This is a genomic window from Stenotrophomonas sp. Sm6012 (assembly GCF_030985895.1).
Lineage (GTDB): Bacteria > Pseudomonadota > Gammaproteobacteria > Xanthomonadales > Xanthomonadaceae > Stenotrophomonas > Stenotrophomonas forensis.
Genome location: NZ_JAPTFX010000013.1, coordinates 1 through 15663, shown reverse-complemented (window position 1 = coordinate 15663; position 15663 = coordinate 1). Strand labels below are relative to the sequence as shown.

General features: G+C 67.7%; 12 protein-coding genes and 1 pseudogene. 3 read left to right on the top strand and 10 right to left on the bottom strand.

The window, feature by feature from the left end:
* Positions 1-73 precede the first annotated feature (73 nt).
* From O0J73_RS04330 to aspS, 5 genes are all read right to left on the bottom strand, one after another.
* Complete coding sequence (locus O0J73_RS04330; RefSeq protein WP_008268284.1) at positions 74-805, bottom strand: YebC/PmpR family DNA-binding transcriptional regulator; 732 nt, start codon at positions 803-805, stop codon at positions 74-76.
* Positions 806-1015: 210 nt separating this feature from the next.
* Complete coding sequence (locus O0J73_RS04325; RefSeq protein WP_006438579.1) at positions 1016-1648, bottom strand: alpha/beta fold hydrolase; 633 nt, start codon at positions 1646-1648, stop codon at positions 1016-1018.
* 75 nt (positions 1649-1723) lie between these two features.
* Complete coding sequence (locus O0J73_RS04320) at positions 1724-2245, bottom strand: GNAT family N-acetyltransferase (protein WP_197564941.1); 522 nt, start codon at positions 2243-2245, stop codon at positions 1724-1726.
* Positions 2246-2276: 31 nt separating this feature from the next.
* Complete coding sequence (locus tag O0J73_RS04315) at positions 2277-2600, bottom strand: hypothetical protein (protein WP_006438575.1); 324 nt, start codon at positions 2598-2600, stop codon at positions 2277-2279.
* Positions 2601-2616: 16 nt separating this feature from the next.
* On the bottom strand, positions 2617-4368 hold the full coding sequence (gene aspS / locus O0J73_RS04310) for an aspartate--tRNA ligase (RefSeq protein WP_308308090.1): 1752 nt from the start codon (positions 4366-4368) through the stop codon (positions 2617-2619).
* Between the two features lie 158 nt (positions 4369-4526).
* On the opposite strand from aspS, the gene O0J73_RS04305 reads away from it, so the two are divergent.
* Complete coding sequence (locus O0J73_RS04305; protein WP_308308089.1) at positions 4527-5264, top strand: DUF3011 domain-containing protein; 738 nt, start codon at positions 4527-4529, stop codon at positions 5262-5264.
* 111 nt (positions 5265-5375) lie between these two features.
* Here the strand turns inward: O0J73_RS04305 and O0J73_RS04300 are convergent, their stop codons facing one another.
* The 4 genes from O0J73_RS04300 to blaL2 form a co-directional block, all read right to left on the bottom strand.
* The gene (locus O0J73_RS04300) at positions 5376-6017 is read right to left on the bottom strand and encodes a hypothetical protein (RefSeq protein ID WP_308308088.1); all 642 of its coding nucleotides are present in this window, start codon (positions 6015-6017) and stop codon (positions 5376-5378) included.
* 59 nt (positions 6018-6076) lie between these two features.
* Positions 6077-7633, bottom strand: a complete 1557-nt coding sequence (locus tag O0J73_RS04295; protein WP_308308087.1) for a hypothetical protein — start codon at positions 7631-7633, stop codon at positions 6077-6079.
* Between the two features lie 104 nt (positions 7634-7737).
* A complete protein-coding gene (locus O0J73_RS04290) occupies positions 7738-8967 on the bottom strand; it encodes a cation:proton antiporter (RefSeq protein WP_197564946.1) in 1230 nt (409 codons plus the stop codon).
* A gap of 85 nt (positions 8968-9052) precedes the next feature.
* Positions 9053-9967: a L2 family extended-spectrum class A beta-lactamase gene (blaL2, locus tag O0J73_RS04285; protein WP_006438473.1), complete on the bottom strand. Its 915-nt coding sequence runs from the start codon at positions 9965-9967 to the stop codon at positions 9053-9055.
* Between the two features lie 173 nt (positions 9968-10140).
* Between blaL2 and ampR the strand changes: the two are divergent.
* Positions 10141-11001, top strand: a pseudogene (ampR, locus tag O0J73_RS04280) (LysR family transcriptional regulator AmpR); the annotation flags it as partial.
* A gap of 8 nt (positions 11002-11009) precedes the next feature.
* Here ampR and O0J73_RS04275 read toward each other — a convergent pair.
* Positions 11010-12875, bottom strand: a complete 1866-nt coding sequence (locus O0J73_RS04275; protein ID WP_006438468.1) for an ABC-F family ATP-binding cassette domain-containing protein — start codon at positions 12873-12875, stop codon at positions 11010-11012.
* Positions 12876-13211: 336 nt separating this feature from the next.
* Here O0J73_RS04275 and O0J73_RS04270 point away from each other — a divergent pair, with 336 nt between their 5' ends.
* Complete coding sequence (locus tag O0J73_RS04270) at positions 13212-15599, top strand: TonB-dependent receptor (RefSeq protein ID WP_006438466.1); 2388 nt, start codon at positions 13212-13214, stop codon at positions 15597-15599.
* Positions 15600-15663: the final 64 nt, after the last annotated feature.

Sequence of the window (15663 nt, the reverse complement as noted above, 5' to 3'; positions counted from 1 at the left end):
GCTGGCAGGCGTATGGGCTCATGTCTGTCCGCGGTGACCGTTCAACGGCCCGCGCCCAGGCCGTCAGGACGGCTCAGGCGTAGGCGTCGGCGCCGAGTTCGGCGTTGGAGTACACGTCCTGCACGTCGTCCAGGTCTTCGAGCATGTCCAGCAGCTTCTTGACCTGCAGGGCGACTTCGCCCTCGACCTTGATGTCGTTGTCCGCGCGGAAGGTGATCTCGGCGTGGCCGGCGACATGACCGGCGGCGGCCATCGCGTCCTTGACCGCGTTGAACGCGTCAGGACTGGTGACCACGTCGATCGAGCCGTCGTCCGGGTAGACCACGATGTCATCGGCGCCGGCCTCGATGGCGGCTTCGGTGATGGCGTCCTCGTCGGCACCCGGGGCGAAGCTGATGACGCCCAGGCGCTTGAACATGAACGCCACCGAGCCTTCGGTACCCATGTTGCCGCCGCACTTGCTGAACGCATGGCGGACATCGGCCACAGTGCGCACGCGGTTGTCGGTCAGGCAGTCGACGATGACGGCCACGCCGCCCGGGGCATAGCCCTCATAGCGGATTTCCTCGTAGTCGACGCCTTCCAGCTCACCGGTGGCCTTCTTGATGGCGCGTTCGATCACGTCCTTGGACATGTTCACGGCCAGGCCCTTGTCCATCGCCACGCGCAGGCGCGGGTTGTTGTTGGGGTCGCCTCCACCGCCGCGCGCGGCCACGCCGATCTCGCGGATGATCTTGGTGAAAATCTTGCCACGCTTCGCGTCGGACGCGTTCTTGCGGGCTTCGATGGAGGGGCCTCTACCCATGGGTGCTACCGTCTGGCTGCTTCAGGATCAAGGCGCGGATTCTACCTGATCGGGGGCTGCAACCGTGTCTAGGGCGGAGGGATGCCGCCAGGCGTGGCCCGGCGAAGAGCGTGCGAACCAAGGTTCGCACCCACCAAGGCAGGACGGTTAGCACCCACCAAGGTAGGACGGTTAGCACCCACCTAGGCAGGACGGTTAGCACCCACCCCCTTATGCGGCAGCGGCGTCGCGGCTGTGGTCGAACTGGCCGTGGCGCAGGAAATACGCGGTCTGCCGTGCGGCATCGGGCGATACCACCAGGCCGCTGTGGCTGGTGCGCACCACGCAATGGTCGGCCAGGCCCGGCAGTCGGGTCTCGGCCAGCGCCACCGTGCCATCGGAGGCGTCGTCCATCGCGCCCAGCAGGCTGCCCAGCCCATGCGGCACCGAGCCGGCGATCAGCCCGACCTCGGCCTTGCCCTGCCAGTCCGGCAGGCCATCCAGCAGCAGCTCGCTGCTGCGACCCAGCGCCAGGCCCCAGCCATGGTCGGACAGCGACCGCGCCGTGCCGCTGCCACGCAGCGGCGAGCCCAGGCAGACCACGCGCTGCACATCCAGCTGCGGCTGGCGGCGCAGGGCCTCCAGCGCCAGCAATCCGCCCAGGCTGTGGCCGACCAGCGACAACGGCCCGGCGTCGGCCAGGCGCTCCAACAGTTGCGGCACGGCCACGTCGGGGCCACCGAACACCGAGGAATAACCGAAGGCGTGCACCTGGAAACCACGCGCGCGCAGGCGCCAGGCCAGCGGCCCGACCCAGGCACGGGCATTCCAGATGCCATGCAGCAGCAATACGGGGGGAGTCATGCAAACAGCCTGGCGGTCAGCGGGGCAGGAACGTACGGTGATTGAACACGCGCGCGCAGCAAGCGGCGGTGAACGTCAGGCCACGCGCGGTGCGCGGCGCAGGATGAATTCAAGGTCGTGGGTGTCACCGACCGGGAACAGATACTCGCCGGCCTTCTCGAACCCGTAGCGGGCGTAGAAGCGCTGCGCGCCGAAATTCTCCGACCACACGCCCAGCCACAGCGTGCGCGGGCCTTCGTGCTCCAGCCAGGCCAGCGCGGTTTCCAGCAGGCGGCTACCCCAGCCACAACTCTGCTGGGTCTTGATGAGATACAGGCGCTTGAGTTCGCCGTCACCGGGCTTCACCTCCGGATGCGGCAGGCCACAGGGGCCGGCGGCGGCATGGCCGACCGCCTCCCCGTCCAGCTCCAGCAGCCACACCGCGTAATCCGGGTGGGCCAGGATCACGCGCTGGCGCTCGACCGTGTAGGCCTCGTCGAGGAAGGCCTGCAGGTCCTGCGGCGGGTACAGATGGCCGAAGGTCTCGGTGAACGTGCGGGCGGCCAGCGCCGACAGGGTCGGCGCGTCGTCCACGGTGGCGCGGCGGATGGAATACATGCAGGAAGTTGACGTCAGGGTGAAGCGCGGGTCAAGCCTTTTCCGGCGCTTCGGCGGCTTCGTCTTCCTCGTCCTCTTCCTCGTATTCCTCTTCGTCCTCGTCCTCTTCTTCCTCGCCTTCCTCGTCCTCGTCGTACTCTTCCTCTTCGTCGTCCTCGTAATCCTCAACGCCGAAGTCTTCACCATCCCAACGGCCTTCGCCGTCGGCGACGAAGGTCAGGGCCATCGCCGCCGGGTTGGTACCGACACGGACCAGCCAACCCCCGAACACGCGCGCACGCTCGGTGACCAGGTTGGCCTCGGAGCCTTCATTGCCCAGCTTTTCCCACTCCAGCGAAAACGCAAACTCGGTCATTGCCTGGATCTCCTGATCAGTTGGTCTTGGGGCGAACCTGGATGTGCACTTCGGCCAGCTGCGCGTCGACGATCGGCGACGGCGCGTCGGTCATCAGATCCTGTGCACCGGTGGTCTTCGGGAACGGGATGACGTCGCGGATCGATTCGGTGCCGGCCACCAGCGCGGCGATGCGATCGATGCCGAAGGCGATGCCACCGTGCGGCGGCGCGCCGTAGTTCAGCGCGTCGAGCAGGAAGCCGAACTTGGCGCGGGCCTCTTCGGCGCCGATGCCGAGCAGTTCGAACACCGCGCTCTGCATGTCCGGACGGTGGATACGGATCGAACCGCCGCCGATTTCATTGCCGTTGAGCACCATGTCGTAACCACGCGAGACGGCGGTACGGGCGTTGGCGCGCAGGTCGGCGATGTCGTCCACGGCCGGTGCGGTGAAGGGGTGATGCAGGGCGACGTAACGCTGTTCTTCCTCGTCCCACTCGAACATCGGGAAGTCGGTGACCCACAGCGGTGCCCAGCCGTCGGCGACCAGGCCGAAGTCCTTGCCGGCCTTCAGGCGCAGCGCGCCCATGAAGTCGGAGACCTTGTTGTAGCCACCGGCGCCGAAGAACACGATGTCGCCGTTGCCGGCGCCGACGTGGGCGACCAGGGCGGCGAAGGATGCCTCGCTGAAGAACTTCTGGATCGGCGAGCTGACTTCGCCGTTGTCGGCGATCTTGATGTAGGCCAGGCCCTTGGCGCCGTACTTGGCGGCGTGCGCGGCGTACTCGTCGATCTGCTTGCGCGACAGCGAGGCGCCGCCCGGGATGCGCAGCGCGGCGACGCGGCCCTCGGCATCATTGGCCGGGCTGGTGAATACCGGGAACTCGCTGTCCTTGACCAGGTCGGCCACATCGACCAGTTCCAGCGCGATGCGCAGGTCCGGCTTGTCCGAGCCGTAGCGGCGCATGGCTTCAGCCCAGGTCATGCGCGGGAAGCTGGCATCCAGTTCGACGTCGACCACTTCCTTGAAGATGGCGCGGATCATGTTCTCGACGAAATCCTGCACGTCGCGTTCGCGGACGAAGGCGAACTCCATGTCCAGCTGGGTGAATTCCAGCTGGCGGTCGGCACGCAGGGCTTCGTCGCGGAAGCAGCGCGCGATCTGGTAGTAGCGGTCGAAGCCGGCCACCATCAGGATCTGCTTGAACAGCTGCGGGCTCTGCGGCAGGGCGTAGAACTCGCCCGGGTGCATGCGCGCCGGCACCAGGAAGTCGCGCGCGCCTTCCGGGGTGGCCTTGGTCAGGATCGGGGTCTCGATGTCCTGGAAGCCCTTTTCGTCCAGGTGGCGGCGCAGTGCCTGCACCAGCTTGATGCGGGTGCGCTGCATGCGCTGCATTTCCGGACGGCGCAGGTCCAGGTAGCGGTACTTCAGGCGGGTTTCCTCGCCCGGGTTCTCGTGGGCGTGGAACGGCAGCGGCGCGGCCTTGTTCAGCACGGTGATGGCAGTGGCGATCACTTCCACCTTGCCGGTGCGCATCTTGTCATTCACTGCATGGCGGGCACGCACCACGCCTTCCACCTGCAGCACGTCCTCGTAGCCCAGCGACGCAGCCACGGCGAACACTTCGGCGTTGTCCACCTCCACCGTCACCTGCACGATGCCTTCATGATCTCGAAGATCGATGAAGCAGACGCCGCCCTGGTTACGGGCCACGTCGGTCCAGCCGGCGAGGGTGACAGTCTGGCCAATCAGGGTCTCGTCGACCAGGCCGCAGAAGTGGGTACGCATGGGGGGAAGCTCCGCTGGAGAACGCCGGCACCGGATGGGGGCCGGAAAGCCTCGTATTCTGCGGCCGAGGCCCCGGCCGGGGCAAATCCGGCCAGTCACACCGGCTTGATCGCCCCCCTCCCTATAGTCGGGCACCTGCCACCGTATGGGATGCCGCCATGAAACCGCTGTCCCTGGCCAGCCTGGCCGTGACCCTCAGCCTGGGTGCGCTGGGCACCCTCGCCTTGCCCGTCCCTTCCGCCACTGCGCAGAACGGGGTGATCCGCTGCGAAAGCCAGAGCAACCGCGAACGGGTCTGCAACACCGGCTGGCGCAACGCGCAGCTGGTCCGCCAGTTGTCCGGCAGCCCGTGCGAGGAAGGCCGCACCTGGGGCAGCCGCAACGGCAGCATCTGGGTCACCAGCGGCTGCCGCGCCGAATTCGTCGAGTCCCGTGGCGGCTGGGGCGGCGGCAACGGCGGTGGCTGGGGCGGCAACAACGGCCGCCCGGGCGACACCATCCGCTGCGAAAGCCAGAACAACCGCGAGCGCAGCTGCCCGGTCGGCTGGCGCAATGCCCGCCTGGTGCGCCAGCTGTCCGGCAGCCCCTGCGACGAGGGCCGCAGCTGGGGCGTGCGCAATGGCGCGGTCTGGGTCAGCAACGGCTGCCGCGCCGAATTCGCCGAAGCCCGCGGCTGGGGCGGCGGCGGCTGGGGCGGTGGCAACAGCAACTACTCGGTCACCTGCAGCAGCAACAACAACCGCTCGCAGACCTGCGACTGGGATGACCGCCAGGGCCGGCCGGTGCTGCAGCAGCAGCTGTCCGGCAGTGCCTGCCAGGAAGGCCGCAGCTGGGGCTATGCGCGCGGGCAGGTGTGGGTGAGCAACGGCTGCCGCGCGCGCTTTGGTACGCGCTGAGCATGGGGTCGGATCCCTGGCCGATGGCCAGGGCTCTGACCCCGGCCCGGCATCCCGCATCCGCGCATGGCGCGGATCTACCCGGGATCTTTCAGGAATCCGCCCCCGGGATCACGGCGCGGGCAGTTTGTCGTCACCCCAGGGCGCTGGCGGCAGGTCGACCGGCTTGCTCAGGTCGAACTGCACGCGGAAACGGCGCCCGTCGGGACGGGTCAGTTCGTAGACGAACGCCTGGTCGGGGTCGATCTCCATCGCCCAGGTATTGAACGTCGAGGCCAGCATGTCGGCCCGACGGAACATCGCCACTGAATCGGCATCGGCCGGGAACTGCTGGCGCTCGGCGGTTCCCGGCGGCGTGCTGTCGCCGCCGTACAGGGTGATCGCATCCGGGCTGCCGTCCTGGTGGCGATGATCGTGCTTCAGGCGCAGGCCGTTCGGCGTACGGGTCAGCACCCAGGTGCGCGAATGGTCATCGCCGACATGGAACGGGATGCGCAGCTCGTGTGCCGGGTCGGCACAGCCACGCACGTGCATGACCAGGCGCTGGCCCGCGAACGGGTCCTTGCCGGTAGGTGCCGGCGTGTCCTCCACCACCTTGCCGGCGTAAGCCTGGCCGCAGTGCGCGGCAATGGCCGCCATAAAGGCATCGGCCGGTGCGGTCGCCAGATCATGGGCGACCGTATCGGAGCGCTGCGAACAGGCCGCGAGGCCGAGCAGGAGGGCGGAAGCGGTGACAATGGCAGGCAGTTTCATGCCCCAACCCTAACGGCCTGCGCCGATGGGCGCAAACCGCGCGGAAAGACCGTGGCACCTCAGCGGTGAAGCCAGACCTCGCAGCCGCCCACGTCCTGCTTCTGGCCACCGGCAGCATAGCGACGGGTGATTTCGGCCAGCCATTGCGCACGTTCGGGGCTGCTCGCAATCGTGTTGGGGCAGCTGACCAGTGCGGTCAGCGGCAGCCCACCCAGTGCCGCGTCATCTGCGGCCAGCGATGCCAGCACGGCGTCCGATGCCCAGTCCGGAATCATCACGGCACGGCGGCCGGAGAAGTACGGCAGTTCGGAGGACCAATCCTGCCCGAACGCGACCACCACGCCCTGCTCGGTCGTGCCGGTACGGATGGCCTCTGCGATCTGCGATACCGGTGTGGGCTCGCGCGCTTGCTTGATGTCCTTCAGGGACTTCACCAGGCCAAAGCCCACCGAAAGAACGCACAGGAAGATCGCCAGCGCGACACCACGGCGCGGCTTGCCCGCCGCTTCGGCCGCCCGCACCGTCGACCACAGCACCAGGCCGATGATCGATGTGGCGAACACGATATTGGCCGCCTGGTAGTAAGGATGGGCGATGTGCAGGTTGGTGAAGACCAGGAACGGCGCCAGGTAGGCCAGCAGCAGGATCCCTACCGCCGCGCGCGTGCGCTTCTGCCACAGCCCGGCGATGATGAAGATGAGGAAGATCCAGTTGGAGCCGATCGCACCGGAGAAGCGCTTCTTGAACACCGTGCCCCACCAGGTGGCCGGGTCCAGGCGCTGCTGCAGGGTGCCGTAATTCCAGGTGGACAGTGCGTCAGACGTGATCTGCCGGCCCAGCGCGGACTGCGCCTTCAGCGCGTCGGCATGCTGCAGCCACAGGCTGAGTGTGGCCAGCACGGCAAGCGCGGACAGCGCCCCCCAGAACATCAGGCGCCAATGCTGCTGCAGCCACTGCGGGCGCCAGCCATGTTCACGCACGGCCAGCCACAGGAAGACCAGCGCGACAAACGCGGCAAAACCGAAGAATGAGGTGACCTTGATGGCCGCCGACAGCACTGCCGCGCAGATGGCAACCAGCCCCACCCAGAGCCGCGGCTGGTTGCGCAGCTGTGCCATCGCCCAGACGAAGAGCAGGCCAAAGAACACGGCACTGGATTCCATCATCACCGAACGCCCCCAGAACTGGGCATACGGCGAGACAGCGAACGCGCCCGTCACGCAAAGCGCCAGCGTGCGGTCAGGGCGCCAGGCGAGCAGCGTACGGTAAACCAGCCAGATGCTGCCGACGTGGAAGACGGTGGACACCAATCGCCCGCTGTTGTCGGCACTCATGCCGGTGATGCTGGACAACAGGGCTGCCAGCCACTGGTAAAGCGGGAACTCGAAGGGAATCGACCAGGGCGCCCCCAGCACCGGGGTCAGGTAGTCCAGCCAGGGACCGCCGCGCAGCAACCAGTCGATCGACAGCACGGTCTGCGTCTGCCGGAAACCGGAGGCATCGACCGGTGGCATCGACCAGCTGCAGGCCAGCAGGATCAGCAGCGTGATCGCCGAAAACCACAACAGGATCTTGCCTGGCAGGAGGCTGCGGTCTGGGTTGCTTTCCTGGGTCACGCCTGTTGCTCCTGTCGGTGGCCGCCCACGGCAGGGCACGCTTCACGGGCGCGCAGTGTCTGCGCTGGCGCACGCGAGTGCAAGCCATTGCGCGTGGCTGCGGCTCAGCCCTGCGGTGGCAGCGGCGCTTTCAGGGGCTCGGCGTGGATGACTTCGGTGGCCGCTACCGGTGCGGACTCGCCCTCGCCTGTCGGCTCCTGTTCCACCGGATCGACATCGAACGGCGTGCGGAACACCAGCGACGGCAGCAGCGTGGTCAGTGCCGCGTACAGCAGCAGCGCGCCGAACAGCACCGCCGGAATCTGGAAGCGTTCGCGCATGATCGCCGCCAGCACCAGGGTGAAGATCAGGGTCGGCGCCAGCGCCAGCGAGACCCGCAGGCTGCTGCGGAAACTCTCGCCGAACATCACCCGCCGCTGCAGCCAGACCACGCCGATGCGCAGCGGCAGCACCACCAGGGTGATCACGATGCCCAGCCCCAGCGCCTCAAAGCTGAGCGCTTCGCTGGGCACCTTGGTGCCGGCGTTGAAGAAATAGAACGGCACGAAGAACGAGGCGAACAGGCGCAGCGCGTGCAGGTTCTCGTGCGAGGCCAGCAGCGGCATCCGCTGGTGCAGCAGGCGTGCGACCAGGCCGGCGATGAACGCGCCCACCAGGTAGTACACGCCCAGCAGATAGGTGATGTAGGCCGCGACCATGCCGACCATCACCAGCAGCGAGAATTCCGAGCCGGGCGCGTGCGGTGCCACCCAGCGGCCCAACGCGATGAACAGCAGCGGCAGGCCGATCATCATCGCCAGCAGGGCCAGGCTGGACAACGCCATATGGCCCGGGTCACCGGCCTGCAGCACGATGAACAACGCCGCCAGCGCCAGCAGTTCGCCGGCAATGGCCTTGCTGGTCACCCAGAACCGTTCGTCTTCGCTCAGGCCCAGCCGCGACAGCGAATCCATGATGAAGCCGGTGGAGGGCGTCAGCAGCGCCAGCGCCAGCAGGCCCGCGGCCTGCCACGGCAGCCCCGCGTAGCGCCAGGCCAGCCAGCCCACGCCGAACAGCGTGCCGGTGCGGATCACCAGGTGCGCCAGCAGCGGCCACATGCCACGACGCAGCGCCCGCAGATCCACTTCCAGGCCGGCGAACAGGAACAGCGAGGAAATGCCCAGCGTGGCCAGCAGGCCGATCACCGCGTCGTGCGCCTGGTCACCCAGCCACAGCATGCCGATGATGCCGAACAGCAGGCAGGTCAGCGGCGCCGGCAGGCTGAAGCGCTGCAGCGCGCGTGGGATCACCAGCAACGCGAAGATCAGCAGCAGGTAGATCAACTCATGGCTCATCAGGGGCTTCCGTGGGGTTCGAACGCGCGCAGGATGCGCGTGCCGGACCGATCCGGCAAGCCATTTTCGAATGACCCCGGTTACCTCATCCGATCATCGCATCGGCCAGCGCACCCACCCGTGCGAGCACGGCTGCACGCTGGTCGTCATCGACCGACGCGCCCTGCAGATAGGCGGTGACCACCCACGCCGGGCCGCCCGCATGTGGCCACAGCACGGCGATGTCGTTGCGCGTGTCATCACCGTTGCTGCCGGTCTTGTCGCCCACCCGCCAGCGCTTGCCCAGCCCGGCGCGCAGGCAGGCATCGCCGGTCTGGTTGTCGATGAGCCAATCGGCCAACTGCTGGCGCGATGCCGGCTGCAGGCCATTGCCCACCGCGAAGCGGGCCAGGCTGGTGGCCATCGCGGCCGGGCTGGTGGTATCGCGCGGGTCTCCCTTCGCGAACAGATTCACGTCCGGCTCGTTGCGGTCATTGCGGGTAACGCTGTCGCCCTGCCCACGCAGGAATGCCGTCAGCGCCGGCGGCCCGCCCACCACGTCCAGCAGCAGGTTGGCCGCGGTGTTGTCGCTGGTGGTCAGCGTGCCCCTGCACAGGTCGCGCACCGTCAGGTCCTTGCCCACATGGCGACGTGCCACCGGGGCGTAGGACAGCAGATCCTTCCCGGCGATGGGTACGCGGGTATCGAGTGAAACGCGGCCTGCATCCGCCAGGCTCAGCACGTGGGCCACCAGCATCGACTTGAACGTGCTGCACATCGGGAAGCGTTCGTCCTGCCGATGCCCGCCGATGCGACGGCCACTACCGGTGTCCAGCACGGTCACGCCCAGGCGGCCACCACTGGCTTTCTCCAGCGCGGCGAAATCGGCGGCGCCGGCAATGGCGGCGTTCGCGGCGGATGTGCCGGACGCAGGGACAACGGCCCGCGCCAGCGCAGGGGCAAGCAGCGAGGAAGCAACGGCAGCACCACTGAACTGCAGGAATCGGCGACGGGCGAGCATAGGGGTTCTCCTGGTGACCGCTCGATTATTGAAGCCGCCTGCGGGGGCGACCAGCGCAAAAAATCAGCATCTGACATGAGATTTATTCATGCATGCCGCCTTCAACCCCCTAATTTCAGAAACCGGCCAGTGAAGCGCTAGGATCAGCCATCACTCCAGCTCACGGCTTCGCCATGCTGCACCCTACCCTGCCGCTGAACGCGCTGCGCGCCTTCGAAGCCGCCGCCCGCCACCAGAACTTCACCCGTGCCGCGCTGGAGCTGTGTGTCAGCCAGGCCGCGCTGAGCCATCAGATCCGTGGCCTGGAGGATCGGCTCGGCATCCGTCTGTTCCATCGCCTGCCGCGTGGTGTCGCGCTGACCGACGAGGGCGCGGCGCTGTATCCGGTACTCAACGAATCCTTCGAACGCATCTCGGCCAGCATTGCGCGCTACACCGGCGGACCGGCGCGCGAAGTACTGACGCTGGGCGTGGTCGGCACCTTCGCCACCGGCTGGCTGCTGCCACGGCTGGCCGCATTCGAGGCCGCGCACCCGGACATCGAGCTGCGCCTGCAGACCCACAACAACCGCATCGACCTGGCCGGCGAAGGGCTGGACCTGGCGATCCGCTTCGGTGATGGCGACTGGCAGGGCCAGGCGTGCACCGCGATCCTGGAGGCGCCGTTCGCGCCACTGTGCGCACCGGCACTGGCACGACGGCTGAAGCAACCGCGCGACCTCGCCACGCTGCCGTTGCTGCGCTCCTACCGCAGCGACGAGTGGCCGCGCTGGCTGCAGGCGGCCGGGGTCAATTGCGTGGAAGCGCGCGGGCCGGTGTTCGATTCTTCGTTGACGGTAGCGATGGCCGCCGCCGGCGGTGCTGGTGTCGCGCTGCTGCCGCTGCGCATGTTCGAGCAGGAACTGGCCGAAGGACGGCTGTTGCAGCCGTTCAGCACCACGCTGGAGCTGGGCCGCTACTGGCTGACCCGGCTGCGCTCGCGTGCCGAGCGTGAGCCCGCCAGGCGCTTCCGCGAATGGCTGCAGGCGCAGGGCACTACCGGTCAGGACTCCAGCAGCTCCATCCACGCCGCTTCGGCCTTTTCCAGCTGCGCGGCCGCGGTTTCGCGGTCACGACCGATCACCGCCATGCGCGTGGCATCGGCGTAGTTGGCCGGGTCGGCCAGCTGGCGGTCCAGTTCGGCCAGCGCACCTTCCAGTTCGGCCACCTTGGCTTCGGCGGCGGCCAGCTTGTGCGGGTTCACCGGCTTCTTCTGCACCACCTGCGCCACCGGTGCGGTCTTGACCACCACCGGCTCTTCCACCTGCTCCATGCGTGCCTTGGTGCCCTGCGCCTGCGGGCGGGTACGCAGCCACGCGGCGTAGGCATCGAGGTCGCCGTCGAACGGCTCGACCACGCCATCGGCCACGCGCCAGTAGGTATCGCAGACCAGGCCGATCAGGTGGCGGTCATGCGAGACCATCACGATCGCGCCCTCGAAGGTCGCCAGTGCTTCGGCCAGCGCTTCGCGCATTTCCAGGTCGAGGTGGTTGGTCGGTTCGTCCAGCAGCAGCACGTTCGGCTGCTGCCAGGCGATCAGTGCCAGTGCCAGGCGCGCGCGCTCGCCGCCGGAGAAGCCATCGACCGGCTCGAACGCGCGGTCGCCGGGGAAGTTCCACTTGCCGAGGAAATCGCGGAACGACTGGTTCGGTGCATCCGGCGCGATCTCGCGGAAGTGCTCCATCGGCGACTGGCCTTCGTGCAGCGACTCCACCGTGTGCTGGGCGAAGTAGCCGATCTTCAGGTCCGGGTGGGCCATGCGCTCGCCGACGATCGGCGCCAGTTCGCCCACCAGGGTCTTCACCAGCGTGGTCTTGCCGGCGCCGTTCGGGCCGAGCAGGCCGATGCGCTGGCCCGCTTCCAGGCCGAAGCCGACGTTGTGCAGGATCACCGCGTCCTTGCCGTAGCCGGCCTCGACGTGATTCAGGCGGATCAGCGAGAACGGCAGCTTGGCCGGCGGCGCGAACTCGATGCGGAACTCGCGCTCGGCACGCACCGCTTCGGTACCGGCCAGCTTGGCCAGGCGCTTCATGCGGCTCTGTGCCTGCGCGGCCTTGCTGGCCTGCGCCTTGAACCGGTCGATGAAGCTCTGCAGGTGGGCGCGTTCGGCCTGTTCCTTCTCGTGCGCGATCTGCTGCTGGCGCAGCTGTTCGGCGCGCTGGCGCTCGAAATCGGTGTAGCCGCCCGGGTAGAGCTTGGCGCCGCCACCGTGCAGGTGGAGGGTATGGGTGGCCACGTTGTCGAGGAACTCGCGGTCATGCGAGATCAGCAGCAGGGTGCCCGGGTACTTCAGCAGCCACTGTTCCAGCCAGTACACCGCGTCCAGATCCAGATGGTTGGTCGGTTCGTCCAGCAGCAGCAGGTCGCTGGGCATCATCAGCGCCCGGGCCAGGTTCAGGCGCACGCGCCAGCCGCCGGAGAACGAGGACACCGCGCGGTGGTGGGTCTCGGCCGGGAAGCCGAGGCCGTGCAGCAGCTTGCCGGCGCGCGCTTCGGCGTCGTAGGCGTTGAGCTCGGCCATCTTCGTATGCGCCTCAGCGACCGCTTCCCAGTCCTCGCGGGCGGTGGCGTCGGCCTCGGCAGCCAGCACCGCGGCCACCTCGATGTCACCGCCCAGCACGAAGCTCAGCGCCGGATCGGGCAGTGACGGCGTTTCCTGGGCCACGCTGGCGATGCGCACCTTGCCGGGCAGGTCGACGTCGCCCTTGTCCGCCTCCAGCTCGCCCTTCACCGCCGCGAACAGGCTGGACTTGCCAGCACCGTTGCGGCCGACCACACCCACCCGGTAACCGGCGTGCAGGGTCAGGTCGACATTGGACAACAGCAGCCGCTCGCCGCGGCGCAAGGCGAAATTACGAAGGGAAATCATCGGGGGAGGGGTCCATATAACCGGATGGAATGTGCTGGTGAGCACTGTTCCTGCGACGCAATTCTAGCGTTAACGAATACTTGACGCGTCCCGGGATGCGCGGCGGCCGACGTTCCTCTCTCCCACGTCCTCGCCGCGCGCCTCCCGGGCTCCCCTCCCCGCCTGTGCCTGTGAGAGCTAAATGGTTGCTGCTGCAACGTTTTTCTCGATGACCGGCATTTGACAGCCACTGAATATCCCGTTAATTCCTGCCTTGCGCACCGCAACAACCGCCGTCCGCCTCACCCCCGTGATGTCGATTCCGGTGCCACCCCCGCCAACCGGAGCCCCATCCCGATGACCCGCAAGACCCGCCTGATCGCCGCCGCCGTCGCTGTCGCACTCGGTGGCTCTCCGTTCGTCGCCGCTGCCCAGCAGGCCGGCACCGCCGCCAACACCCTGGACACGGTGATCGTCACCGGCACCCGCGTGGCCGACCGCACGGTCGCCGAATCACAGTCGCCGATCGACATCATCACCCCGGAAATCCTGCAGTCCACCGGCACCGGTGAACTGGCCACCGCGCTGTCGCGCGCCCTGCCCTCGCTGAACTTCCCGCGCCCGGCCCTGACCGACGGCACCAGCGGCGTGCGCCCCGCGCAGCTGCGCGGCCTGTCGCCGGACCAGGTGCTGGTGCTGGTCAACGGCAAGCGCCGCCATACCTCGGCGATGATCAACGTCAACGGCAGCATCGGCCGTGGTTCGTCGGCGGTGGACATCAACGCGATCCCGATCGCCGCCATCGAACGGGTGGAAGTGCTGCGTGACGGCGCTTCGGCGCAGTACGGCTCGGACGCCATCGCCGGCGTCATCAACATCGTGCTCAAGGGCAGCGGCCGCGGCGGCAGCCTGGCGGTGGACTACGGCCAGTACTCGGCCGGTGACGGCAACAAGTACCAGCTGTCCGGCGACACTGGCGTCGAGTTCGGCAACGGCCGTGGCCGCGTGCACGTGGCCGGCCAGATCAGCCAGCAGGACGAGAGCAACCGCGCCGGCCCGTACCGCGGCACCACTCCCAACACCGGCAATTTCCCCAGCATCGGCCAGACCACCTTCATCGTCGGCGACCCGCGCGTGGATGCCACCGCCGCCTCGGCCAACGCCAGCTTCGACTTCAGCGATCACGTGACCGGCTACGCCAGCGCGCTGCTGAGCAACCGCGACATCACCTCGTTCGCGTTCTACCGCTCGCGCAACCACAACGGGCAGAGCGCGCTGCTGGCGCAGACCTACCCGGACGGCTTCGTGCCGGAGATCAACCAGTACTCCAAGGACCGCTCGCTGGTGGCCGGGGTCAAGGGCAACACCGACAACGGCTGGACCTGGGACCTGAGCCTGAACCATGGCGAGAACACCCTGGACTTCCACACCCGCAACAGCATCAACTACAGCCTGGGTGCGACCAGCCCGCGCTCGTTCTACGACGGTACGCTGAAGTACCAGCAGGACATCTTCAACGCCGACCTGACCAAGTCGCTGGACTGGGGCCTGGCCTATCCGGTCACGCTGTCCTTCGGCGGTGAGTACCGCAAGGAGAAGTGGGACCAGAACCCCGGTGAGCTGAGCTCGTACACCGGCAGTGGCGCGCAGGGCTTCGGCGGCTTCACCCCGACCAATGAAGTGCATGCCGACCGCCACAACTACGCGGTCTACGCCGGCCTGGAAGCGGACCTGACCGAGAAGTTCTCGGCCGGCATCACCGGCCGCTACGAGGACTACTCGGACTTCGGCGACCGTTTCTCCGGCAAGCTGTCGGCGCGCTATGCGTTCACCGACAAGGTCGCGCTGCGGGCAACCGCCTCCAGCGGCTTCCGTGCACCGTCGCTGGCGCAGCAGGGCTACCAGGCAGTCACCAGCCAGTTCACCAACGGCGTGTTCGTCGAACGCGGCACGTTCCCGACCACCAGCGCGGCTGCGCAGGCACTGGGCGCCTCACCGCTGAAGGCCGAGACCTCCACCTCCTACAGCCTGGGCCTGGTGCTGCAGCCGGTCGACCGCCTGTACATCACCGTCGACGCGTACCAGATCGACATCGATGACCGCATCGCGCTGTCGTCCAGCATCACCACCAACGCCGCCAGCAGCGCCCTGCTGACCAGCCTGGGCCTGCCGCAGGTGACCGCGTTCTCGTACTTCACCAACGGCCTGGATACGCGCACCCGGGGTGTCGACTTCGTGTCCAGCTACACCGTCCCGTTCGCGGCAAGCAGCCTGGAACTGACCGCGGCCTACAGCTACAACGACACCGAAGTGCGTCGCGTCGGCGGCACCCCGGCGGTGTTCGGTACGCTGGGGCTGACCCAGTCGCTGATCGGCCGCGATGAAATCGGCCGCATCGAGGACAGCTACCCGCGCGACAAGGCGATCCTGAGCGGCACCTGGCGTTCGGACCACTGGGAACTGGGCCTGGCCGCAACCCGCTACGGCAAATTCACCGTGCGCAACTCGGCCACCGCGCTGCGTGACCAGACCTACGGCGACGCCTGGGTGGTGGATGCCTCGGCCAGCTACAAGCCGAGCAGCAACTGGACCCTGACCGTGGGCGCGGACAACCTGCTGGACAAGTACCCGGACCGCACCGAAGACCTGCAGAACTCCACCTTCGGCATGCTGCCCTACAGCAACTACTCGCCGTTCGGCTTCAACGGCGCGTATGTCTACGGCCGCATCAAGTACACCTGGTAAGCGGTAGTGCCGGCCGCTGGCCGGCAACCCCTCGCCGCATCTGGAGGAAAGCCCCTTCGTGTTG